Source organism: Sphingomonas sp. GW821-FHT10C01 (assembly GCF_059415525.1).
Genome location: NZ_JBWKNK010000001.1, coordinates 596462 through 619126, shown reverse-complemented (window position 1 = coordinate 619126; position 22665 = coordinate 596462). Strand labels below are relative to the sequence as shown.

24 protein-coding genes are annotated in these 22665 nt (G+C 66.9%); 15 read left to right on the top strand and 9 right to left on the bottom strand.

The genetic code is table 11. From position 1 onward, the window contains the following. Positions 1-12 precede the first annotated feature (12 nt). The 4 genes from AC07M1_RS03040 (at position 13) to AC07M1_RS03025 (ending at position 5202) form a co-directional block, all read left to right on the top strand. A complete protein-coding gene (locus AC07M1_RS03040; RefSeq protein WP_495161093.1) occupies positions 13-939 on the top strand; it encodes a bifunctional riboflavin kinase/FAD synthetase in 927 nt (308 codons plus the stop codon). 351 nt (positions 940-1290) lie between these two features. Next, on the top strand, positions 1291-4206 hold the full coding sequence (gene ileS / locus AC07M1_RS03035) for an isoleucine--tRNA ligase (RefSeq protein ID WP_495161092.1): 2916 nt from the start codon (positions 1291-1293) through the stop codon (positions 4204-4206). Continuing rightward, positions 4203-4736, top strand: a complete 534-nt coding sequence (gene lspA, locus AC07M1_RS03030; protein ID WP_495161091.1) for a signal peptidase II — start codon at positions 4203-4205, stop codon at positions 4734-4736. The genes ileS and lspA overlap by 4 nt, the downstream gene beginning before the upstream one ends. Continuing rightward, on the top strand, positions 4729-5202 hold the full coding sequence (locus tag AC07M1_RS03025; protein ID WP_495161090.1) for a DUF3035 domain-containing protein: 474 nt from the start codon (positions 4729-4731) through the stop codon (positions 5200-5202). Before lspA ends, AC07M1_RS03025 begins: the two co-directional genes overlap by 8 nt. 76 nt (positions 5203-5278) lie before the next feature. Here the strand turns inward: AC07M1_RS03025 and AC07M1_RS03020 are convergent, their stop codons facing one another. The 4 genes from AC07M1_RS03020 to AC07M1_RS03005 form a co-directional block, all read right to left on the bottom strand. Then, positions 5279-6007, bottom strand: coding sequence for a TorF family putative porin (locus AC07M1_RS03020; RefSeq protein WP_495161089.1), 729 nt, complete (start codon positions 6005-6007; stop codon positions 5279-5281). Between the two features lie 211 nt (positions 6008-6218). Continuing rightward, positions 6219-6677 carry a RidA family protein gene (locus AC07M1_RS03015; RefSeq protein ID WP_495161088.1) on the bottom strand — a complete coding sequence of 153 codons (459 nt, stop codon included), beginning with the start codon at positions 6675-6677 and terminating at the stop codon, positions 6219-6221. Beyond that, positions 6674-7321: an HAD family hydrolase gene (locus AC07M1_RS03010; RefSeq protein WP_495161087.1), complete on the bottom strand. Its 648-nt coding sequence runs from the start codon at positions 7319-7321 to the stop codon at positions 6674-6676. Before AC07M1_RS03010 ends, AC07M1_RS03015 begins: the two co-directional genes overlap by 4 nt. Beyond that, positions 7318-7590 carry a DUF3572 family protein gene (locus AC07M1_RS03005; protein WP_495161086.1) on the bottom strand — a complete coding sequence of 91 codons (273 nt, stop codon included), beginning with the start codon at positions 7588-7590 and terminating at the stop codon, positions 7318-7320. The genes AC07M1_RS03010 and AC07M1_RS03005 overlap by 4 nt, the downstream gene beginning before the upstream one ends. Before the next feature lie 41 nt (positions 7591-7631). Between AC07M1_RS03005 and AC07M1_RS03000 the strand changes: the two genes are divergently transcribed. Next, positions 7632-7994, top strand: a complete 363-nt coding sequence (locus AC07M1_RS03000) for a response regulator (protein WP_495161085.1) — start codon at positions 7632-7634, stop codon at positions 7992-7994. 123 nt (positions 7995-8117) lie between these two features. Here the strand turns inward: AC07M1_RS03000 and rpmG are convergent, their stop codons facing one another. Continuing rightward, positions 8118-8285 (bottom strand): 50S ribosomal protein L33, encoded by a 168-nt coding sequence (gene rpmG / locus AC07M1_RS02995; RefSeq protein ID WP_066571778.1) that lies wholly within the window; start codon positions 8283-8285, stop codon positions 8118-8120. Positions 8286-8473: 188 nt separating this feature from the next. Here rpmG and AC07M1_RS02990 point away from each other — a divergent pair, with 188 nt between their 5' ends. The 3 genes from AC07M1_RS02990 (at position 8474) to AC07M1_RS02980 (ending at position 9972) form a co-directional block, all read left to right on the top strand. Continuing rightward, positions 8474-8791, top strand: a complete 318-nt coding sequence (locus AC07M1_RS02990; protein WP_495161084.1) for a hypothetical protein — start codon at positions 8474-8476, stop codon at positions 8789-8791. 18 nt (positions 8792-8809) lie between these two features. After that, entirely contained in the window at positions 8810-9376 is a 567-nt protein-coding gene (locus tag AC07M1_RS02985; RefSeq protein ID WP_495161083.1) for a TMEM165/GDT1 family protein, read from the top strand. Positions 9377-9474: 98 nt separating this feature from the next. Next, positions 9475-9972: a Dps family protein gene (locus AC07M1_RS02980; RefSeq protein ID WP_495161082.1), complete on the top strand. Its 498-nt coding sequence runs from the start codon at positions 9475-9477 to the stop codon at positions 9970-9972. A 15-nt stretch (positions 9973-9987) separates the two neighbouring features. Here the strand turns inward: AC07M1_RS02980 and AC07M1_RS02975 are convergent, their stop codons facing one another. Further along, positions 9988-10986 (bottom strand): aldo/keto reductase, encoded by a 999-nt coding sequence (locus AC07M1_RS02975; RefSeq protein ID WP_495161081.1) that lies wholly within the window; start codon positions 10984-10986, stop codon positions 9988-9990. Further along, positions 10983-12599, bottom strand: coding sequence for a rhamnogalacturonidase (locus AC07M1_RS02970; RefSeq protein ID WP_495161080.1), 1617 nt, complete (start codon positions 12597-12599; stop codon positions 10983-10985). Before AC07M1_RS02970 ends, AC07M1_RS02975 begins: the two co-directional genes overlap by 4 nt. Before the next feature lie 61 nt (positions 12600-12660). On the opposite strand from AC07M1_RS02970, the gene AC07M1_RS02965 reads away from it, so the two are divergent. From AC07M1_RS02965 to AC07M1_RS02955, 3 genes are all read left to right on the top strand, one after another. After that, complete coding sequence (locus AC07M1_RS02965; RefSeq protein ID WP_495161079.1) at positions 12661-13389, top strand: SDR family oxidoreductase; 729 nt, start codon at positions 12661-12663, stop codon at positions 13387-13389. Between the two features lie 139 nt (positions 13390-13528). Next, on the top strand, positions 13529-15514 hold the full coding sequence (locus tag AC07M1_RS02960) for a right-handed parallel beta-helix repeat-containing protein (RefSeq protein ID WP_495161078.1): 1986 nt from the start codon (positions 13529-13531) through the stop codon (positions 15512-15514). A 133-nt stretch (positions 15515-15647) separates the two neighbouring features. After that, positions 15648-16475, top strand: a complete 828-nt coding sequence (locus AC07M1_RS02955) for a ThuA domain-containing protein (protein ID WP_495161077.1) — start codon at positions 15648-15650, stop codon at positions 16473-16475. On the opposite strand, the gene AC07M1_RS02950 is transcribed toward AC07M1_RS02955, so the two are convergent. Then, a complete protein-coding gene (locus AC07M1_RS02950) occupies positions 16472-17170 on the bottom strand; it encodes an anti-sigma factor family protein (protein WP_495161076.1) in 699 nt (232 codons plus the stop codon). The genes AC07M1_RS02955 and AC07M1_RS02950 overlap by 4 nt on opposite strands. Further along, positions 17167-17649 carry a sigma-70 family RNA polymerase sigma factor gene (locus tag AC07M1_RS02945; protein ID WP_495161075.1) on the bottom strand — a complete coding sequence of 161 codons (483 nt, stop codon included), beginning with the start codon at positions 17647-17649 and terminating at the stop codon, positions 17167-17169. The genes AC07M1_RS02950 and AC07M1_RS02945 overlap by 4 nt, the downstream gene beginning before the upstream one ends. 96 nt (positions 17650-17745) lie before the next feature. On the opposite strand from AC07M1_RS02945, the gene AC07M1_RS02940 reads away from it, so the two are divergent. The 4 genes from AC07M1_RS02940 (at position 17746) to AC07M1_RS02925 (ending at position 22662) form a co-directional block, all read left to right on the top strand. Then, a complete protein-coding gene (locus tag AC07M1_RS02940) occupies positions 17746-18981 on the top strand; it encodes a S8 family serine peptidase (protein ID WP_495161074.1) in 1236 nt (411 codons plus the stop codon). 82 nt (positions 18982-19063) lie between these two features. Next, positions 19064-19996, top strand: a complete 933-nt coding sequence (locus AC07M1_RS02935; protein WP_495161073.1) for a hypothetical protein — start codon at positions 19064-19066, stop codon at positions 19994-19996. A 90-nt stretch (positions 19997-20086) separates the two neighbouring features. Then, positions 20087-20854: a helix-turn-helix domain-containing protein gene (locus tag AC07M1_RS02930; RefSeq protein WP_495161072.1), complete on the top strand. Its 768-nt coding sequence runs from the start codon at positions 20087-20089 to the stop codon at positions 20852-20854. After that, complete coding sequence (locus AC07M1_RS02925; protein WP_495161071.1) at positions 20851-22662, top strand: DUF885 domain-containing protein; 1812 nt, start codon at positions 20851-20853, stop codon at positions 22660-22662. Before AC07M1_RS02930 ends, AC07M1_RS02925 begins: the two co-directional genes overlap by 4 nt. The last annotated feature ends 3 nt before the right edge of the window (positions 22663-22665 follow it).

The following is a 22665-nucleotide window of genomic DNA, read 5'->3' as shown; positions in this document are numbered from 1 at the left end:
ATAGGCGCGCGCATGGAGCGGCTGGACGGAGCGGCTTCGGTTCCGGCGCATCTTCGCGGCGGGATCGTCGCGCTGGGCAATTTCGACGGGTTTCACCGGGGGCACCAAGCGGTGGTGGGCCGCGCGATCGAACGCGCCCGTGCCGAGGGCCGTCCGGCGATCGTCGCGACGTTCGACCCGCACCCGATGCGCTTCTTTCGCCCCGACACTCTGCCCTTCCGCCTGACCACGCTGGACCAGCGCCAGCGTCTGTTCGGCGAAGCGGGCGCCGACGCGATGCTGGTGTTCGGCTTCGATGCCGCGCTCGCCGGGCTTCCCGCGCGCGCCTTTGCGCAGCAGCGGCTGGTCGAACTGATCGGCGCGGGCGGCGTCGTCACCGGCGCGGACTTCACCTTCGGCAAGGGCCGCGACGGCGATGTCGCCGTGCTGCGCGCGCTGGGCGAGGAACTGGGCTTTAGCGTCGACACCATCGCGCCCGTCGCGGAATCGGGCGACGTGATCTCCTCCAGCCTGATCCGTGAAGCGTTGCAGGCTGGCAAGCCGCGCGAGGCCGCTACCCTGCTCACCCGCCCCTTTGCCGTGCAAGGCGTGGTCGAGCCCGGCGCGAAGCTTGGGCGCGAGCTGGGCTTTCCCACCGCCAACCTCCAGCTCGGCAACTATCTGCGTCCCCGCTACGGCATCTATGCGGTGCGCGGGCATCTGCCGGACGGCCGGGTGCTCGACGGCGCCGCCAATCTTGGCATCCGGCCGAGCTTCGACCCGCCGGTCGAGCTGCTCGAACCCCATTTCTTCGATTTCTCCGGCGATCTCTATGGCCAGACCATCGAGGTCGAGCTCATCGAGTTCATCCGCGACGAGGCGAAGTTCGACGATCTCGAGGCCCTCAAGGCTCAGATCGCGGCGGATTGCGAAGCAGCGAAAGCGGCGCTGCGCAGCTAACCCCTGTCAATGTTGGATTTCATCTGCTCCATTCTGGTCGATGGAGCCGAACCCCAATCCTGTCGATGTCAACCTGGGCGTCGCGTCGGTGTCGCGTGACTGCGCACAACCGTCGCGTAACCGTCCGCAACCGTCGCGCCGGTGTCGCGTCGGTGTCACCTCATTGGCGCGTGCGTGTCGCGTCAGTGTCGCCTGCATGGGGCGAACCTGCCGCGTCGCAGGCGCGAACTCGTCGCTTCGCAGGCGCGTTCCCCGAAAAACCCCTCATTTGAGTCATTTTTGTCAACCAGAGGGTGTCAACGCAGCTTCCCCTTCCCCCATCGCCCCGCACCAGCTAATCCCCGCCCCCAAATGACCGAAACCACCGAATCCGGCCGCGACTGGCGCGACACCGTCTTCCTTCCGAAGACCGACTTCCCGATGAAGGCAGGCCTCGCCGCCAAGGAGCCTGCGATTCTGGAGCGCTGGGCACGCATCGGCGTCTATGACCGGCTGCGCGAGCAGCGGAAGGGGCGCGAGCGCTTCATCCTTCACGACGGCCCGCCCTACGCCAATGGCGACCTGCACATGGGTCACGCCATGAACAAGATCCTCAAGGACATCGTGGTCCGCAGCCAGAGCCTGCTGGGCAAGGACGCGCCCTATGTGCCCGGCTGGGACTGTCACGGCCTGCCGATCGAATGGAAGATCGAGGAAGCGTACCGCGCCAAAAAGCTGAACAAGGACGAGGTCCCCCCGGCCGAATTCCGCGCCGAATGCCGCGCCTATGCCGCCAAATGGGTCGATATCCAGCGCGAGCAGTTCAAGCGGCTGGGCGTCACCGGCGACTGGGACGATCCCTACCTCACCATGAAGTTCGACGCCGAGGCGACGATCGCGGGCGAGCTGCTCAAGTTCGCGACCAGCGGCCAGCTCTATCGCGGCGCCAAGCCGGTGATGTGGTCCCCGGTCGAGAAGACCGCGCTGGCCGAGGCCGAGGTCGAATATGAGGACGTGGTGTCGACCCAGATCGACGTCGCGTTCGAGATCGTCGAGGCCCCCAACGCGCCCGAACTGGTCGGTGCGCATGCGGTGATCTGGACGACCACGCCGTGGACGATCCCGGTGAACCAGGCTTTGGCCTATGGGTCTGAGGTCGAGTACGCCGTCGTCGATGTGATGGTCGCCGATAGCTTCATTGGGGTTGGCGAAGAAGCAGCCTCTTGGAAATCCGCAGGCAAGTTCGTCATTGCGGAAGAGCTGATCCCGGAATTCGCACAGCGAACCGCGACGGGTTTTGGCGGTACTACTGATCTTGAGACTGTTTGGACCGGTAAAGGTTCGCAGCTCGCCGGCGCCGTCGCTCGCCACCCGATGCACCATCTCGGCGGCTTCTTCGCCAAGCCCCGCCCGTTCCTGCCCGGCGAATTCGTCACCACCGATGCCGGCACCGGCCTGGTCCATATGGCGCCCGATCATGGCGAGGACGATTTCGAGCTGTGCAAGGCGCATGGCATCGATCCGGTCTTCGCGGTCGACGGCGCGGGCATGTACCGCGCCGACTGGCTGTGGCTGGGCGGTCAGGGATCGGTCATCAACAAGAAGTTCGTCGCATCCGACGGCCCGATCTGCACCGACCTGCGCGACGCGGGCGGACTGCTCGCCGCGTCGGACGATTTCGCGCACAGCTATCCGCACAGCTGGCGTTCCAAGGCCAAGATCATCTTCCGCGCGACGCCGCAATGGTTCATCCCGATGGACGGCAAGCGCGGCGCCGATGGCCGCACCGCGGGCGCGGCGGCGGACGAACTGCCCGGCATGGCGCAGACCGCGGGCTTCGCGCCGATCGTCAATCCCGGCAACAACCCGACGCTGCGCGGGCTCGCGCTCGACGCGATCGAGCGCACGCGCTGGGTGCCCGAGCGTTCGATCAACCGCATCCGATCGATGGTCGAGGGGCGCCCGGACTGGGTGATTTCGCGCCAGCGCGCCTGGGGCGTGCCGATCCCGCTCTATGTCCACCGCCAGACCGGCGACTATCTGCGCGACGACGCGGTCAATGCCCGCATCCTCGACGCCTTCCGCCAGGGCGGCGCCGATGCGTGGTTCGGCGCGGATCATCAGGCGCTGCTCGGCGCTGACTATGACCTCGCCGATTATGAGGTGGTCAACGACATCCTCGACGTGTGGTTCGACTCAGGCTCGACCCACAGCTTCGTGATCGAGGCGCGCTATGGCGAAGGAACGCGCGCCAATCTCTATCTCGAAGGGTCCGACCAGCATCGCGGCTGGTTCCAGTCCTCGCTGCTCGAAAGCTGCGGCACGCGCGGTCGCGCGCCCTATGACGCGGTGCTGACCCATGGCTTCGCGCTCGACGGGCAGGGACGGAAAATGTCCAAGTCGCTCGGTAACGTCGTCGATCCGCTCAAGGTGATCAACGAGAGCGGTGCCGACATCCTGCGCCTATGGGTCGCGCAGACCGACTATTTCGACGATGTCCGCATCGGCAAGGAAGTGCTGGGCGGCACCGGCGACGCTTACCGCAAGATCCGCAACACCTTCCGCTACCTGCTCGGCGCGCTCGACGGCTTCACCGACGCGGAGAAGGTGGACGTCACGGCGATGCCCGAGCTGGAACTGTATGTGCTCCACAAGCTGGGCATGCTCGACGTCGAGCTGAAGTCGGCCGCCGAGGCCTATGAGTTCAACCGCTACGCCCGCGCGCTGTCGGACTTCATGAACGAGGACCTGTCGGCCTTCTTCTTCGATATCCGCAAGGACTGCCTCTATTGCGACGCGGAGAGCGATCCCAAGCGCCGCGCCTACCGCACCGTACTCGACCTGCTGTTCCACGCGCTGGTCCGCTACGCGGCGCCGATCCTCGCCTTCACCGCCGAGGAAGTGTGGCAGAGCCGTTATCCGAGCGAGGACGGGTCGGTCCATTTCCTGGAATGGCCCGAACTGCCGCCGCTGCCGGGCGATGATGCGATCTCGACCGAATGGGCCGATATCCGCGCGCTGCGCGAGAAGGTGACCGAGGCGATCGAGCCGCTGCGCCGCGAAAAGACGATCCGGTCGAGCCTGGAGGCCGAAGTGACGGTGCCCGAGCTGCTGCGCCCCGCCGCCGAGCTGGCCGAGGTATTCATCGTCGCCGATGTGAAGCTGAAGGATGGCGAGGTGACGGTCGCGCGGACCGATCATCAGAAGTGCGGCCGCTGCTGGCGATTGCTGCCGGAGGTTGAAGCCGAGGGCGCACTGTGCCACCGCTGCAGCAAGGTGACCTCATGAATCGCAATCGTACCCTTGGCTTCGCGCTCGCCGCGCTGATCTTTATCGCCGATCAGGCGATGAAGGCGTTCGTCGTCGAGAAGCTCGGCATCGCCTATCCCGGCGCGGTCACGGAAATCGTTTCGTTCTTCGACCTGCGCTTCGTCGCCAATAACGGCGTGTCGCTGGGGCTGCTGGCCGCCGAGACCGACTGGATGCGCTGGGCGCTGGTCGCGGTGACCGGCGTGATCGCGGTCGCCGTCGGCTTCTGGATGACGCGCGAGAAGAACCGCGGCGACATCCTGGCGCTGTCGCTGGTGCTGGGCGGCGCGCTCGGCAACATCGTCGACCGGGTGCGCTTCGGCTATGTCGTTGACTATGCCGATCTGCACTTCGGCGAATGGCGCCCTTTTTTGGTCTTCAATGTCGCCGATGCTGCGATTACCATCGGCGTCGTGATCCTGCTCATCCGGGCGCTGTTCGTGCGTGAAAAACCAAAGGCCGAAGTATCCGGTGCCGAAGCCGCCCCTGTGGAGAATGCCAATGCGTAAGTCTGTCCTCATCGCCGCCGTCGGCGGATCGGCGATGCTGCTCGTTAGCTGCGGCAGCGGCGGCATGCTCAATCGCAAGCGGCCCGACGAGTTCGCCGTGGCGCGTCAGGCGCCGCTGGTGATCCCACCCGATTTCGCGCTTCGCCCGCCCCAGCCCGGCGCGCCGCGCCCGCAGGATTCGGGCGGCCCGTCGCAGCAGGCGCTCGACGCGCTGTTCGGCGGATCAGCGCAGCGCAGCGCGGCCGAGCAGGCGGCGATCCAGGCCGCGGGCGGCAACAGCGCCGCCGATGTCGGCGTCCGCTCCTCGGCGGGCAGCCCCGGCACCAATGTGATCGACAAGGGCAGCACCACCCGCGACATCGTCGCCGCGCCGCAGGGTGACGGCCGCGACGCGCGCACCGCCACGGGCGCCGCACCCGCTCCCGTCACGCCAGCCCCGACGCCCAGCCCGACACCGCAGAACTGATTCTTCGAATCGCCAACAGAAAAGGGCCGCGGAACCCGGTTCCGCGGCCCTTGCTGTGTTCCGAAGCGGCGACCGCCTAGAAAGCGGCGCCCAGCGAGAAGAGGACCGCGCCGTCGGCGCCTACCGTTTCCTTATAGCCGCCCAGGCGCGGTGCGTCGGTGTTGACGTAAGAAATGCCGAAAGTCAGCATTTTCCACGTCGCTTCGACACCCACCGAATAGTCGAACACGTCGCCGTCCAGACCGCCCAGGAAGCTGTCGCTCTTCGCATAGCCCAGATGGCCCTTCAGCTTGAACGGCGTCGTCGGAATGCCGACGCCGACGTCACCCGACAGATAGACCGCGCTGTTGCCCGCCAGCGAATCCTGTCCACCCGGCGCCCATGCGACCATGCCCTTGACCGTCGCCGGACCGACGGTGCCGGTCATCGCGAAATAGGGCTCGATCACCGTGGTGTTCGATGAACCGGGATAGAGATAGAGGGTCGCGCCGACATCGGCGGTCAGACCCGACGAGACTTCCTTGGCGAAGCCCGCGATCACGTCGATCTCGGTGCCGTTGTTGAAGCCGATGCTCGAGCCCCAGGTGCCGAGATAGAGGCCGCTCTCATGGGTGACGGTGAAGCCGCCCTGGATCGCCGCCTCCTCGTTCGACTGCGAGAAGCCGCGGAAGCGATAGTCGCTGACCACGGTGGCGTTGCCGGTGATGGTGAACGCGGCGGGCGCGTCGGTCTCCTCCTGCGCGAAGGCAGGGGTGGCGGTGGCCGCCAGCAGCAATGCGCCGGCAATGGCTTTGGTGAACTTCATGGGATCCCTTTCGTCTAAATGCGATTGGTCCCAACCTGCAGCAACCGGGACGCCGCCTTTGGCTCAGGGTATTCGCCCCGGCGCGGCTATTTCCGTTTGCTGTAGCCTATGTGCCGCATCACGCTGCGCTGCACAATCACCTTTCGCCCAACCGTGGCAATTGCGCCGCCGCTGTGGCGGCGGCGCAACAACATGGTCACGTTTGTGACGATCAGCGAACGGCGACGATCGCATCGACTTCGACAGCGGCGCCACGGGGAAGTGCCGCAACACCCACCGCGGCGCGCGCGTGACGCCCGGCCTCGCCGAACAGCTTCTCCATCAGCTCCGATGCACCGTTACCAACCTGAGGCTGCTCGGTGAAGCTTGGGGCCGAGTTGACGAACACGCCGAGCTTCACGATCCGCTCGACGCGATCGAACCCGCCCAACGCCTTTTCGATCTGCGCGACAAGCATCAGCGCGCAACGCTCAGCCGCCTCCTGGCCGTAAGCGACGTCGCGATCCTCGCCGAGCCGGCCGGTCATCACCGCGCCGTCCTTGAAAGGAAGCTGACCCGAGATGTGGAGCAGCCCGCTCGCCAGCACGGTCGGCACATAGGCCGCGACCGGCGCGGCGGCTTCAGGCAGGGTCAGGCCGAGTTCGGCAAGCTTGGCGTTCACGTCGGTCATCTAGCATCTCCCAGTGTTGCGAGGTCGGTCGCCGGCGTACCGGCGGAGAAACGATCGGAAATCCAGCGCTGCGCCTCTCGCCAGTCATCGATCCGGGCGTGGGCATGCGACGCGGCGGGCACAACCGCCGCCATCAGAGGTTCGGAGACCATGTGCAGCCGAAAAACCTCCGGCGCGGCGCGGGCCACCGATTCATGATGCTGGGCGAGGTCGTCGACGAACACCGTGACGCCCGCGCCATGTTCCTCGACCAACCGCGCCACCGGGCGACCCTTGCCGCCCTGATTGCATTCGACGCGATGGACAATGCCATGTGTATCGAGCTGGGCGATGCGCGGCTCGCGGCAATGATCCTTCAAATTGGTGAGAATGACGATGTCGGCGGTCTCGGCCAGTGCCGCGAGTGCCTCACGCGCATGGGGCACCAGCGTCTGCCGCGCCATCTCACCCGGAAAGAAGCCGTCGAGATAACCCCACATCGCCTCGGGCGTCAGCTCGGCGCCATCGCGCCGCTTCATCGCATTGGCCCAGTCATGGTTCGCCACATCGAATTCGACGTCGTGCGCCTCGTCGAGCCAGGTGCTGAAATGCCGCACCATATGCAGCAGCACCTCGTCACAATCGCAGATCAGCAGCGGCTTCATGCCATCTCCAGCTTGGCGCGCGCCGCCACCAGCGCCGTGGGTTGCGAATCGATCGCTTCGGCGCAGGCGATCAGGTCAGGCTCATAGGCCTCGAGGAATCCCAGCACCGCCGCAAGCACCGAAGGCTCGCCCGCCCGGGCACGCAGATCGGCGGGCGTCAGCCCCGTCATGTCGAGCAACCGGTGCGCGCGGCTGACGTCGGACACCGTCCAGCCGAGCGCGGCGAGCGCCAATGCGGTTGCCTCTTGATTTGTCTCGCCAGCGTGCATCGCCTAGAGCTTGCCCGACCTCTTTGATGGATAGATTGCGCGTGGCAAAAAGGGTGCTGGTTGTCGAGGACAACGAACTCAACCTCAAACTTTTCTGCGATCTACTGCGCGCGCACGGCTTCGAAACCTCACCGGTTCGCGACGGGCGCGAGGCGGTGGCGACCGCGCGCGCGTTCAACCCAGACCTGGTGGTGATGGACATCCAGCTGCCGCATATCTCGGGCATCGACATCATCGGGCGGATGCGCGGCGACCCGGTGCTCAAGAACATCCCGGTAATGGCGGTGACCGCCTATGCCGGCCTGGAGGATGAGGCGCGAATCCGCGCGGCAGGCGCCAACGCCTATGTCACCAAGCCGATTTCGGTGATGCGTTTCGTCGAAGAGGTTCAGGCGCTACTGTAAGCGGGCCGGCGCCGAAACCCCAAGCAAACGGAAAAGGCCGCCAGGCGATTCGCCCGCGGCCTTTGCTTCCGTCAGCGTGCCCCTGCCTTGGCAGGGGCTGAGCAAACTTCGCGAACGCGAAGCTTACTTGATCTTCGCTTCCTTGAACTCGACATGCTTGCGCACGACGGGGTCATACTTGCGGAAGCTCAGCTTCTCGGTCTGAGTGCGCGGGTTCTTCTTGGTGACATAGAAGAAGCCGGTGTCAGCGGTGCTGACGAGCTTGATCTTCACGGTTGTCGGCTTGGCCATCGCCCAAATCCTGCAGTCTGGTTCAAAAAATAAAGCGGCCGCGCGCTGGCAGCCGCTGTCAGGGGTGGGCGCATGACCTGTGGCGCTCACAATGTCAAGCGCCGTGACCGAAATCGAGCCCGATTAGCAGCCCGTTAACCATGCCTGGCGCAGGCTTCCATGGTGAGGATCGCAGGGGGAGAACCGCGATGACCGATGCACGCAACCGGATAGTGGCCGACGAGCTTGGCCAGCGAATCGATTCGATCGGCGCGCGCACCGCGCGAGCCGCCACGGCGGAACTGGCCGCCGACCTCGACGCGATTCGCAGGATCGCCATCGCCAATGGAATCACCCCGGCGCTTCCGGTGGTGCACGCGCTCGAAGCCGCACTCGCGGCGGGCCAGCGTGGCCCGATGATCGCCGACGGGCTTGCGCTGCTGCGTGACGCCGTCACCTGCGGGCGCGACGATCCGCGCACCGGCGCGGTCTTTGCCGCGGCTTGCTCGATTCGCCTTGGCGCGTGACTTGATGCACTTGGCGTGATGGATTCGCTGGTTCCCGCCTTTATCGCCGTGCTGCTGGCACAGGCGGGAGACCGTTCACCCTGGCTGGTCGCGATCCTTGCCGACCGGTTCGGCAAACCGTTCACCGTCGCCATCTTGGCGATCATCGCCCATGCGGCGGGCAACGCCGTTGCCGCCACCGGGGGTATGCTGATTGCACCGATGCTCACCCCCAACGCCCGGCAGCTCCTGCTCGCGCTCGCCCTGGGGTTTGCGGCGATGGGCGCGCTGTGGCGCCTGAAGCCCCCCGACCGGCTGGAAGGATGGAAGCTCGGCGCGTTGGCGACGCCGCTATTGGGCGTATTCATCCTGGCCGCTGGCGACACCACGCAGTTCTTCACCTTTGCCTTCGCCGCGCAGCAGCCGGCGCCGGTGGTGACGGCGGTGGGCGCCACGGTGGCGGTGGCGGTGGTGAATACGGCCGCGGCGTTGATGGGAGAGAGGGCGTGGCGGAAGCTGCCGATCGGTCCCTACCGGATCGGCTTCGGGCTGATCTGTCTTGTCGCAGGCGCCATCCTGGCCGCCGGAGCGTTGCGGCTGATCTAGCCCCTCGATTGCACTGATCGCACTTTCCGCAGCGCAGCAGCGGACCCTATATGGCAGGGGATCGTTTCATTGCCGACTCAACCGATCAGGAGCGAATCATGGCCGACCCCAACGCCGCACTGAAGACCCCGACCGACCTCAACCGCAACGACACCAAGACGGTGGCGCAGGCGCTGAACGGCATTCTGGCGGACAGCTTCGCGCTGTATTTCAAGACCAAGAATTTCCACTGGCACGTCTCCGGCCCGCATTTCCGCGACTATCACCTGATGCTCGACGATCAGGCCGCACAGATTCTGGCCACCACCGACGTGATCGCCGAGCGGGTGCGCAAGACCGGCAACGCCACGCTGCGCTCGGTCGGCGACATTTCGCGCCACCAGACGATCAAGGACAATGACAAGGACTTCGTCTCGGCCGACGAGATGCTGGCCGAACTGCGCGAGGACAACCTCAAGCTCGTCGCGCTGCTGCGCGAGGCGAAGGAGATCGTCGACGAGGCCAAGGACAACGCCACCAGCGGCATCCTCGACGAATGGACTGATCAGGCCGAGGAGCGCGCCTGGTTCCTGTTCGAGACCACCCGCAAGGGGTAAACCCCGCTACGCCGATCACGCCGGGATGGGAGCGTCCCGGCGGATCAGGTTCGCGTCCCTGAGTTCATCCCACAGCGCCGCCGGGATCGGCTGCGCCATCAGCGCCAGCGCATCGTCGACCTGACGCACCGACCCGATCCCCGGCACCACCGACGCGACCTGTGGATGGGCGAGCGGAAACTGCAGCGCGGCGGCGGCCAGCGGCACGCCGTGACGGACGCAGATATCCTCGATCGCTCCAACCCGCTCGACGATCGTGGCCGCCGCCGGCTCATAGTTGAAATTGGGGATCGCGCCGCCATGGCGGACGCCCTTGGCGAGGATGCCGCTGTTATAGGGTCCGGCGATCACCAGCCGCACGTCGCGTTGCGCGCAGAGCGGCAACAGATCGTCGAGCGGGTCCTGTTCGAGCAGGGTGTAGCGGCCCGCGAGCATGATCAGGTCGATGTCACCGACACCCAGCATCTCGATGCACACCGCGACCTCGTTGACCCCCAGCCCGATCGCACCGACCGCGCCCGAATCGCGTAGCTCGAGCATCGCGCGATAGCCGCTACCCATGAATTCGGCGAACCGCCGGGAATGCTCGGCGCCGTGGGCGAAGGCGCCGATATCGTGCGCGTAGAGGATATCGATCCGGTCGCGGCGCAAGCGTTTGAGGCTGCCCTCGTACGAGCGCATCACCGCGTCATAGCTATAATCGAACACGCTTTCGAACGGCTCGGGCGAGACGAAGGCCTGGCGCATCGCCGAGAGATCGGCATCGGGCCGCGGATCGAGCCGGCGGCCGACCTTGGTCGAGACGATCGCCGTTTGGGCGGGATCGAGCTCGGCCAGCGCTGCGCCAAGCCGTTTTTCGCCGAGACCAAAGCCATAGTGCGGCGCGGTGTCGAAATAACGGAGGCCGGCGTCCCATGCCCGCTCCACGACTGCGCGCGCCTGATCTTCCGGCACAGCGCGGTAGAGATTGCCGATCGAGGCCCCGCCGAAGGCGAGCTTGCCCAACTCCATCATGCCAGCACCTGTACCGCGCCAAGCGCGATCCCGCTGCTGTCCTTTGCCGACACCGCGCCATTGCGTGGCTTGCTGGAGACGAGGCCGTCGATCAGCGCCCCCGCGACATTGCGCAGCGCCACCGTCGGCCGCGCGTCGGGCTTCTCTACCGCGAAGCGGCAGTCGCGGATCGTCAGCCGATTCGCATGGCGCGCCCACAGACCATGGGCGGGCAGCGTCTTGAGGTAGCTCACCTCCAGGCTGGTCTCGCGGCGGTATTCGGGCTCGCGCGCCGCGTCGGCGGCCGTGCCGCCGCCCGGTGAGGTCACATCGACCCCGACGAAGCTCACATCCTCGACCGGCCCGTCTGCGAAGCCTTCGACCCCACAGGGGTAACGCAGGTCGGCGCCCGACACCTGGACGTCCTCGAAGCGCACGCGGCGGATCTTGCCAACCGGCGTGCCCCTGGGCGCGCGCATCCGTGCGGCGTGATGGACGAATAGCGGGTGGTTGACCGGATCGCGCAGCGTGATGCCGCTCACCACCACATCCTCCATCAATCCGCCGTCGACGATGCCGACGAGGATGCCGCGGCTGTTGGTACAGATACAGTCAGAGATGCGCACATTGCGGAAGCCGCCATTGGTCTCGGTCCCCATTTTGATCCGTCCGAGCACGCCGTTGCCGTCAGGCGAGCCATAGTCGGACAGGCGGTAGCTGCCATCGAGCAGCGACCCCATCAGATAGCCGCTAGTCTTGCAGCCCTGGACCAGAATGTCCTCGCACATCGTCTTGCGGCCCAGCGCGTAGCTGCTCTTGAGCACGATCGCGTCGTCCTTGGGCGCGTTGACGGTGCAGTTGATCACCCGGACATCGCGACAGCAATCGATGTCGATCCCGTCGCGGTCGGTGTCGATGACGATTCCGTCCAGCGCCATGTTGCTGCAACCGTGCGCGATGATCCCGAAATGCCCCGCCTGCAGGATCGTGAAATCCTCGAGCCGCACATTACGGCAGTTCATCAGTCCAACGGTCTTGTTCGCGCGCCCGACCTGCGCGGCTTCCTTCTCATCGCGCAGCATATATTCCGTGGGGCTGATCCCAAGCGCTTTCGCCGACTGCCAGTTTTCGCGCTTCCACCAGCGGTCGCCGGGGCCATCGCGATCGAGACCCAGCCCGTGAAGCATGCCGTGGCCGACCACGGCGATGTTGGACGCGCCATCGGCATAGATCAGGCTGTTATGGATATGGGTGATGCCGAAATCCTGGAACTGCTCCTCCAGGTAATTTTCGGGGGGATCATAGTGCAGGCCATGGATGTCGGGATCGGCGGCCTCGATCACCGCGCCTGCCGTCAGTGCCAGCGTGACATTGTCGAGCAGGCGGATCGAGAAGCTCAAATACCGGCCGGGCGGGACCAGCACCACGCCGCCTCCGCGCTTCGCCGCGGCCTGCACCGCGCGATTGATCGCTGGACTGTCGATCGTCCGCCCGTCGCCACGTGCACCATGGGTTCGGATATCCTCGACCCCATGGCCGTCGAGCGCGAGCTGCGCGGCGGCAGGCGTGCCGAAGATCAGCGCCAGCAGCGCCAGGGTCGAACGGCGATCGATACTTGCATGATGCTCAAACATAATTCATCATACGAATAAGAGAGGCGTTGTCTACGCCGCAATCAACCCCCTGGGAGAGTTTATGGGCCGTCTCGAAGGCAAGATCGCACTGGTGACCGCAGCGGGCCAGGGCATCGGCCGGGCCACCGTCGAAGCGTTCGTGCGCGAAGGCGCGCGGGTGATCGCCACCGACGTTCGCGCCGAGGCGCTGGAAGGGCTGGAGGGCGCCGAAGCGCGGCAACTCGACGTGACCAGCAAGGAAGCCGCGCAGGCGATCGTCGCCGAATTCCCCGAGCTGAACATCCTCTATAATTGCGCGGGCTTCGTCCATGCCGGCACGATCCTGGATTGCGACGAGGATGCCTGGGAATTTTCCCAGTCGCTCAACGTCACCGCGCAGTACCGCATGATTCGCGCCGTGCTGCCCAACATGATCGCGCGCGGCGGCGGATCGATCATCAACATGTCGTCGGTCTGCTCGAGCATCAAGGCGGTGCCCAACCGCTTCGCCTATGGCGCGACCAAGGCGGCGGTGATCGGCCTGACCAAGTCGGTGGCGATCGACTATGTGGCACAGGGCATTCGCTGCAACGCGATCTGCCCCGGCACGGTCGAGACGCCGTCGCTGATCCAGCGGCTTCACGACACCGGCGATTTCGAGAAGGCATATGCCGAGTTCACCGCGCGCCAGGCGATGGGGCGCTTCGGCCGGACGAGCGAATTGGCGGCGCTGGCGGTGTACCTCGCCAGCGACGAGAGTGCGTTCACCACCGGCACGGTCAATGTGATCGACGGCGGCTGGGTGAACTGAACGCCCTTTCCCGTCACCCCGGCCTTGTGCCGGGGTCCACCGGGAGGCGACCGATGAACATGAAGCGCAAGGACAGCGCGTGAGGCAAGGTGGCCCCCGGCACAAGGCCGGGGTGACGATAGATAGGAGAGAGTTCCCGATGATCGCACGCACGCTGGCCCTCAGCGCCGCTTTCCTCTGCGCCTCCACGGCAATGGCGCAGGTGACGGTGCATGTCGCGCCGGGTGGCGACGATCGCAATCCGGGGACTGGGGCGAAGCCGGTGCGCAGCCTTGAACGCGCACAGACGCTGGTGCGCGCAAGCAATGGCAAGGACGACGTCACCGTCCTGCTCGCCGACGGTACCTATAAGCTGAGCAAGCCGCTGATCTTCCGCCGAGCCGATGGCGGGCTCAACGGCAAGAAGGTCGAGTGGCGCGCGGCCGAGGGCGCCAAGCCCGTCATCTCGTCGGGGATCGAGGTCACCGGCTTCACGCTCCACGACGAGAAGGAGCGGATCTATGTCGCCGCGACCCTCAAGGGGCTCGACACGCGCCAGATCTGGGTCAACGGCACCGTCGCCGAGCGCCCGTGGATCGAGCTGCGCGCGTCGGACGTGAAGTTCGGCCCGACCGGGTTCGAGATTACCAATCCGAAATACGCCTATATCGGCAAGCTCGCCCGGCCCGACCGGCTGGAGCTGGAGGCGACCGGCTTCTTCACCGACCGCTATTCGCCGGTGAAGTCGATCAGCGGCATGACCGTAACGATGCAGCAGCCGGCATGGGACAACAACACCTGGGGCTATGACACGGTCAGCAAGCCGATCTTCCCGGACGATTCGCGGCTGTTCCTGGTCAATGCGCTGGAGTTCATCGGCAAGACCAATGACTGGCATGCACGCTATCACCAGTGGGTGATCGAGCCCGAGGCGGGCAAGCTCTACCTGCGCGCGGGGATCGACGAGGATATCAACAGCCTCAAGGTCGTGGTGCCGACGCTGGAGACGCTGGTGTCGATCAGCGGCACCCCCGCCGCGCCGGTCGAGCGGTTGAGCTTTCGCGGGCTGACCTTCGCCCACACCTCATGGATGGGGCCAAGCAAGCCGACCGGCTACGCCAACCAGCAGAGCGGCGCCTATCTCAGCGACCTGTCGCCGATCCGGCCCAAGGATGCGTGGGACACATGCGGCTGGGGCTGTGTCGAATTCGAATCGATGCGCCTCAAATGGCACCAGATGCCGGCGGCGGTGCAGGTTTCGGCCGCGCGCGACATCACCTTCGAAGGCAATCACTTCACCCAGCTCGGCCAGATCGCGCTCGGCATCGGCAACGAGCCGGTCGCGCATCTCACCGGCGTCGGCCTCGCCACCGACGGCGTCCGCGTGTCGCGCAACCGCTTCTCGATCCTGTCGGGCGGGGCGATCATGGCGGGCGGCGTGCGCACCGATGCGCACCACCCAAGCGATCCGAACCTCATCAACCGCAATTTGGTGATCGAGGACAATCGGGTCGTTACCGTCAGCCAGGATTACAAGGACAATGCCGCGATCCTGACCACGTACGTGGACGGCGCGACGATCCGGCACAACGACATCAGCGACGCGCCCTATGACGCGATCGCGGTCGGTTGGGGCTGGGGCTATAACGACGCGGGCGGCAACCCGAATTACGACGAGAAGCAGAAGGGTTACGTCCACAACCCCAAATTCACGACGCCGACCACGCTGCGCAACACGCTGATCGAGGGCAACCGCATCCACGGCGTGAAGCTGTGGTACGAGGATGGCGGGGCGATCTACAACCTCTCGGCCAACCCCAACTCGATCATCCGGGGCAACCACATCTTCGACATCTCGAACCGGATCGGAATCTATCTGGACGAGGGCAGCAAGCACTTCACCGTGACCGGCAACGTCGTCGAGACCGGGGGCAAGTGGCTCAACATCAACACCGCAGGCGGCATGTACCGGCGGCGGATCTCGACCGACAACAAGGCGTCCGGCAACTGGCACAATTCGATGTCGACCGGTGGACGCTGGCTGCCCGAGATCGGCAACGACGCGCGGGGCAATATGCTGGTGCCCGACCGCGACTGGCCGGCCGAAGCGCGTAAGGTGATCGAGGCGGCGGGGCCGCGGGACTAGGAACCAGCCCGTCATCCCGGCCTTGCGCCGGGATCCAGCGGGAGGCGAGCAGTGCGCGCGAGGCTCAAGGGCATGAACCGGGGCGACATGGATCCCCGCACAAGACAGGGATGACGATCGAGGGGGAAAGGGTTTGATCCTGCGCGGCCTGATCGCGTTTGCCATGTTGTCGGCACAGCTGGTCCCTTCCCCGTCACCGCGCGACCCGCGCAACTGGCCCGAACCGGTGATGGACAACGTCGCCCCCAAGCTCCCCACGCTGCGGCCGGGCACGGTGCTGGTGCTGTCCAAGACCAACGGGTTTCGCGATCCCGAGCAGATCGACGCGGCGAGGGCGGTATTGACCGCGCTGGTCCGCAGCCAGGGCCGCGATGTGTTCGAGACCGAGAATGCGGCGGTGATGAACCCACGCGACCTGGCGCGATTCTCGACAGTGGTGTTCAACAGCACCAGCGGGAACATCTTCGACAAGCGCCAGCGCTCGGCGTTCAAGGCTTGGGTCGAACGCGGTGGGGGCGTGGTGCTGCTCCACGGCGCGGGCGGCGATCCCAGCTATGACTGGACCTGGTGGCCCGAAGTGCTGATAGGCGCGCAGTTCATCGGTCACACCGGGCGACCCAAGCAATTCCAGCAGGCGGCGATCGACGTGATCGATCACACGCATCCGGCAATGCGGCGACTGCCGGCGCAATGGGTGCGGACCGAGGAATGGTATTCGTTCGACCGGGTGCCGAGCGGCCACGGCACCCGCATCCTCGCGACGGTGGACGAAGCCACCTACGAGCCCTTTCCCGAGCGGGTGCGGATGGGAAAACCGCATCCGGTGATCTGGAGCCGGTGCATCGGCAAGGGCCGGATGATCTTCTCCTCACTCGGCCACAAGGCCGAGACCTATGCCGAACCGCTGCACAGGGTGTTGATCGGCGACGCGATCCGATGGGCGTCGGGCAAAGGCTGCTAGCGCCAGCCTGCGTCGCGCGCCGTCTTCTCGGCGGCGGCGTCGAGCGGGTCGCCCGCCATCATCGCCTGGGCATCGGCCATCATCGCGGCTGAGGCGGAGCCGGCCTGGCGATAAACGCCATCCTGTTGCCCGACGCCGCCATAGAGCCGCTCGATCCGCCAATCCTTGCCGTGCGCGCAGGCGATGCCGCCGGTCGCGCCCGCCTCGAACGTGCGACACCAGCGTTGCGCGCCGTCGCGGAAGGTGACGCCGACGCGGACCGGCGCATCGGGCGCCTGCGCCGAAGCGAGCTGGGTGCCGAGCGCCTTGGCGACATCGCCGCTGGCGATCACGGTGCCGCCCCGCATCGCGAGGTCGCCGGGATCGCGCGGGAACAGTAGCGGCCCGGCGAGCACGCCCGCGACGAGGCTGGCGGCGACGGCGCCCATCCAAAAGGGGCGCTCCCGCCGGGCGGGTCTGGGGGCGAGCGGGACGATTTTGGCAGACTCGCGCAGCATCGTTTCGACCGCAGGCGGGGCCGAGACCGCGGCGACCGGATCGAACGCCGCGCGCAGCGACGCGGCGAGCTTGCGATGTCGCTCGACCTGCGCGGCAAGCGCGGGGTCGGCGGCCATCGCGGTCTCGACGCGCTTGGCAGCGATCGGATCGAGCTCGCCATCGGCATAGGCCATCAGCGTTTCGGGATTGATCGTCATGCCGCTTCCCCCAGCCTTACCATCAGCGCCTCGCGCCCGCGCACCAGGCGCGAGGTGAGCGTGCCCATCGGGATGTCGAGGATCTCGGCGGCCTCCTTATAGGCGAACCCCTCGATCACCACGAGCGCGACCGCCTCGCGCTGTTCGGGCGGCAGGGTGCGCATCGCCTGCGCGACCTTGCCCAGCTCGACCGCCATTTCCTGGCCCCCGGCGGCACCGATCGCCTCGCCCGCCTCGGGCGCGACAAAGGTCTCGCCTCGGCGCGTTTCGGCGCGGACGGTGTCGATCCACAGATTGCGCATCAATCGATACATCCAGCTATCCAGGCGCGTTCCCGGCTCCCATTGGCCGCGTTTCATCAGCCCGCGTTCGACCGACGCCTGAAGCAGATCGTCGGCATCGGCAGCACTGCGGGCGAGCGCATGGGCGAAGCGGCGCAGCCGCGGCAGGTGACCCAGCAGTTCGTCCTCGAAAGCCAATCGGTGAAAGCCTTGTTGCTTGCCCGGATGAAACGGATGGCGCCGCACGTTTCATCCAGCATGACGCAGAAAAATCGCAAGTCTAGGATGCGGGCCATGGGGTTCGCACGCATCGTCACCGGAGGGCTGCTCCTGCTCGCACCCGTCGCGAGCGCCCAGTTGCTCCCGCAACTGCCGTCGCCGGTCGGCGGCGTGGTGGATCGGGTGACCGGGACGGTCGGCGATCTCGAGCGCGGTCTGGGCGACGCACGGTCGCTGGCGCTGCAACAGGTCGAACGGACACGCGATCTGGCCCGCCGCCATCCCGACCGGATCGCGATCGACCCCGATGGCAATGCGGTGCGCGCGGGCGAGCTGGTGATGCTCGACCCCGACCGTACGGCGATCGATGCGGCGGCGGCAGGCGGATTCCGGCTGATCGAGCGGGTCGAACTCGACGGACTCGGCATCGGCTATGCGCGGTTCGAGACGCCGCGCGGCATGGCGATCAAACGGGCGCTGCGCGAGCTGCAACGAATTGCGGGCGGGCGTGAGGTGAGCGCCGATCCGCTCTATTTCCCGAGCAGCGGGACGGTGGCGCCCGCGGCCCCGGCGATGGCGGCGTTGCGGGCCGGAACCGCAGGACGGATCGGGATCATCGATGGGGGTGTGCCCGCCGGCACCGCCGGGGTCGTCGCGCAACAGGGGTTCGCGGCGGGCGCTCCGCGCGCGAACGATCATGCCGCCGCCATCGCGTCGCTGCTGGCGGGCGCGAACGGAGTCAGGGCGAGCGCGCCGGGGGCGCAGCTTCATGTGGCCGATATCTATGGCGCCGATCCGGCGGGCGGTAACGCCGCCGCGCTGGGGCAGGCGATCGCCTGGATGGTGCGCCAGAAGGCGCCAGTGGTGGTGGTGAGCCTGACCGGCCCGCCCAACCCGCTGCTGGCGCGCGTGATCGCGGCGGCGCGACGGCTGGGGACGGTGGTGGTCGCGGCGGTGGGCAATGACGGCCCGACCGCGCCGCCCGCCTACCCCGCCTCCTACCCGCAAGCGATCGCGGTCACCGGCGTGGACTCGCGGGGGCGGGTGCTGATCGAGGCCGGCCGCGCGCTCAAGATCGACTATGCGGCGCCCGGAGCGGACCTGATCGCCGCCGACGCGCGTGGCCGGGTGCAGCGCGTGCGCGGAACCTCCTATGCCGCGCCCTTTGTCGCGGCGCGGCTGTCGGCGCTGCTCGACAGCGGCGGGATCGACGCGGCGATCCGCAAGCTCGATGGCGAGGCACGCCGCGGCGGCAACAAGAAACTCGGCCGCGGGCTGGTGTGCGGCGATTGCGCGACGCGGCCGCGCTGAAACCTTCTGCGGATTAAACCCGTCGCCGCATCCGTTCCCCTTCCGAAGCGTGCCTCACGGCGCGCCGACGATGGAGGAAGCGATGAAGACCCTGTACCTTTCGGCCGCAGTCGCGGCTCTCACCCTTTCAGTTCCCGCTTCGGCGCAGCTGCTGGGCGGCAATGGTGGCGGCCTGACCGGCGGGCTGAGCGGGCAGCTTGGCGGCACGCTGGGCGGCACGCTCAGCCGTCCGGCCAGCACGCTCGATCGCCCGATCGGCCGTCCGCTGGAGCGGGTTCCGCTCGACCGCCTCGACGCCCCGGTCGAACAGACCACCCGCGCCGCCAAGCGTGCCAGCGGATCGGCCGAGGTCGAACGCAGCGTGGATCGCCGCAACGGCCGGGCCAGCGCCAGCGGACGCGCGGACGGCGGCATCGGTGGCGCGCTCGACAGCCAGACCGGCGCGTTGGGCCGCAGCGCCGGGCTATCAGGCAGCGGCGATGCCTCGGGCAGCGCATCGGGCGGTGCATCGGCCGATCTGATCGGCACCAACGACATACGTGGCGCGGCCAGCGGGGTGCGCGATCGTGCGAGCAGTGCCGTCGGTACGGCACGCGGCGCGACTGCGGGTGCGATCGAGCGTGGCCGTGGCGTCACCGACACGGCGCGCGGCGCGCTGGGCAATGCCGCCGGCGGGCTTGGCGGTTCGACGAGCGGGAGTGGTTCGGGCAGCGGCTCCGCCGGCGGATCGACCGATGGCGGCAGCGCCTTCGGATCGGTCGAGGGATCGGGCGCAGCTGCGGGCAATGTCGCCTCGGCGCTGGAGCCCGGCGCACGGGTCGAGGATGCGCGCGGCCGCCTGATCGGCAAGCTGCAGCAGGTCAACCGCAACGCGCGCGGACGGATCGAATCGCTCGATATACTGGTCGGCCGCAAGGTCGCGACCCTGCCCGCCGGCAATTTCAGCGCCAGCGGCGACGTGCTCGTCTCGGCGATGAGCAAAGGCGAGGTGAAGGACGCCGCCACACCCGAATGACCCTCGACTGAAACCGGCGCCCGGCGGGGTGCCATCCTGCCCGCGCCGCCCTTATGGACGGCGCGGGTATTACTGTCTTAAGACACCGGCATGGGTTCCCTGTGCAGCTTTGCCGAAGCGCCGATCGGACGGCTGCGCCACTACGCAAACGAACTGCGCGACCGCCATTGCCATGACGATCCGTTCGTCGCGGTGGTGCTGTCGGGCGGCTATCAGGAAGCAGGCGACGAAGGCCGCTGGAACGTCCGCGCGGGCGACGTGCTGATCCACCATGCGTTCGAATCACATCTCGACCGATTCGATGCGCGCGGTGCCGAAGTGCTGGTCTTGCCGGTGCCTTACGCCCTTTCGCGGGCGCGGGCGATGCGCGGACGGATCATCGACCCCGACCTGCTGGTTCGCCTGGCCGAGCGTGACCTGAACGATGCGCAGGCGTCCCTTGCCGAACAGTTCGCGGCCGGAGCGGTCACGCCGCTCGACTGGCCCGACGCGCTTGCCGCCGATCTGCGCGCGCTCCGTGACATCCCGCTGGGTCAATGGGCTGAGCAAGCCGGGGTGCGTCCCGAAACGCTGAGCCGCGGCTTTCGTCTGGCCTATGGCTGCACCCCCAAGGCCTATCGCGCGAGCGCGCGGGCACGTGCGGCGGTAACGGCATTGCGGGAAAGCGAGGCGCCGTTCGCGGCGGTCGCGCACCAGCTCGGCTATGCCGATCAGGCGCATATGACGCGGGCGGTCACGATGCTGACGGGCCTGACGCCGGGCGGATGGCGGCGAGGGTCAACTGGGTTCAATACCGGCACCGACCCGACCCATAGGAATCACGCCGAACCCTCCCCTGCACGGAACCCCGCCGCATGATCGACCGCCGTACCCTGATCGCCACCGCTATGCTCCCCGCACTCGCGCCCGCCGTCCGGGCGGGAGCGAGCCAGAGCGCGGAGGGCGCGCGGCTGACCGCGATCTACGAGAAACTGTACGATCGGCTGCTCGAGACCGACCCCGAATTCTGCACCGCGCTGGGGCTGGACAAGGGCGCCTATGCCGGCGCCAAGTCGAAGCTGACCGACCGCAGCCCGGCCGGCCTCCGCCGATCGCATGATTTGTATCGTGAAGGGCTGAAGCAGCTCGCGACGATCGATCCGGCCAAATTGTCGGGCATGGATCTGGTCAATTACGAGACCTTCCACGGCCCGTGGCAGACCTTCGTCAAGGCGTACGACACGTTCAGCTATGGCCTGCACGGCTGGCCCGAACCGCATCCGGTGACCCAGCTCAGCGGTATCTATCGATCGATCCCGGATTTCCTGACCAACCAGCACAGCATTGCCAATGCGGCGGACGCGGAAGCCTATCTGGCGCGCTGCCAAGCCTTTGCCGTTCAGCTCGACAATGAGACGGGGCGCATGAAGGCGGATCACGCCGCCGGCGTCATCCCGCCCGATTTCGTGATCGATCGCACGCTGGAAATCTATGCCAAGGTCGCGGGGGCCACGCCCGAGGCGAACATCCTCGTCACCAATTTGACCAGGAAGACCAGCACCATCCCCGGCGACTGGGCGGCGCGCTGCGCGAAGATCGTCAGCGGCGACATCTATCCCGCGATGCAGCGTCAGATCGCCGAGCTGCGCAATGTGCGACCGCGCGCCACGCACGATGCCGGCGTGTGGCGACTGCCGCAGGGCGCGGACTATTATAGCTACGCACTGCGCTACGCGACCACGACCGGAATGACCCCGCAGGAAATCCACCAGCTGGGGCTGGAGAAGATGGCCGACCTGACTGCGCGCGCCGATGCGATCCTGCGCGCGCAGGGGATGACGCAGGGCAGCGTCGCGCAGCGACTGCACGCGATGGGCAAGGACCCGCGCTTCATCTATCCCAACACCGATGCCGGCAAGGCGAAGCTGATCGCCGAGCTCAATACCCAGATCATCGCGATGCAGAAGCGGCTGCCGGAGATGTTCGGGCGGCTGCCACGGGCGCTGGTCGAGATCCGCCGCGTTCCGACCGAAATCGAAGCTGGCGCGACCAGTGGCTATTACCAGCTCCCCGCGGTCGATGGGTCGCGGCCGGGCGCCTATTACATCAACCTACGCGATACCGCCGAGAACCCGCGCTGGACGCTGCCCACGCTGACCTATCACGAAGCGACGCCGGGGCATCACCACCAGATCGCGTTGGCACAGGAAGCCACGGGCATCCCTCGGCTTCGCCGCCTGCCCGCCTATTCGGTCTATTCCGAAGGCTGGGCCCTTTATGTCGAGCAGTTGGCGGACGAGATCGGGGCCTATGCCGATGATCCGTTCGGGCGGCTGGGCTATCTCCAGTCGTACATGTTCCGCGCGGCGCGGTTGGTGGTAGACACCGGGCTGCATCACATGCGCTGGTCGCGCGAGAAGGCGATTACCTACATGAACGAAGCGCTGGGCACGCCCGAGCGCGGCAACATTACCGAAGTCGAGCGCTATTGCGTGTGGCCGGGGCAGGCAACCAGCTACATGGTCGGCCAGACCCGCTGGGTCGCGATCCGCGAGAAGGCGCGCAAGGCACTGGGCGACAAGTTCGACATCCGCGCCTTCCACGACACCGCGCTGGCGGCTGGCGCGATGCCGGTCTCCGTCCTCGAATCGATGATCGACCGCTGGATCGCCGCGCAGCGCGGCTAACCG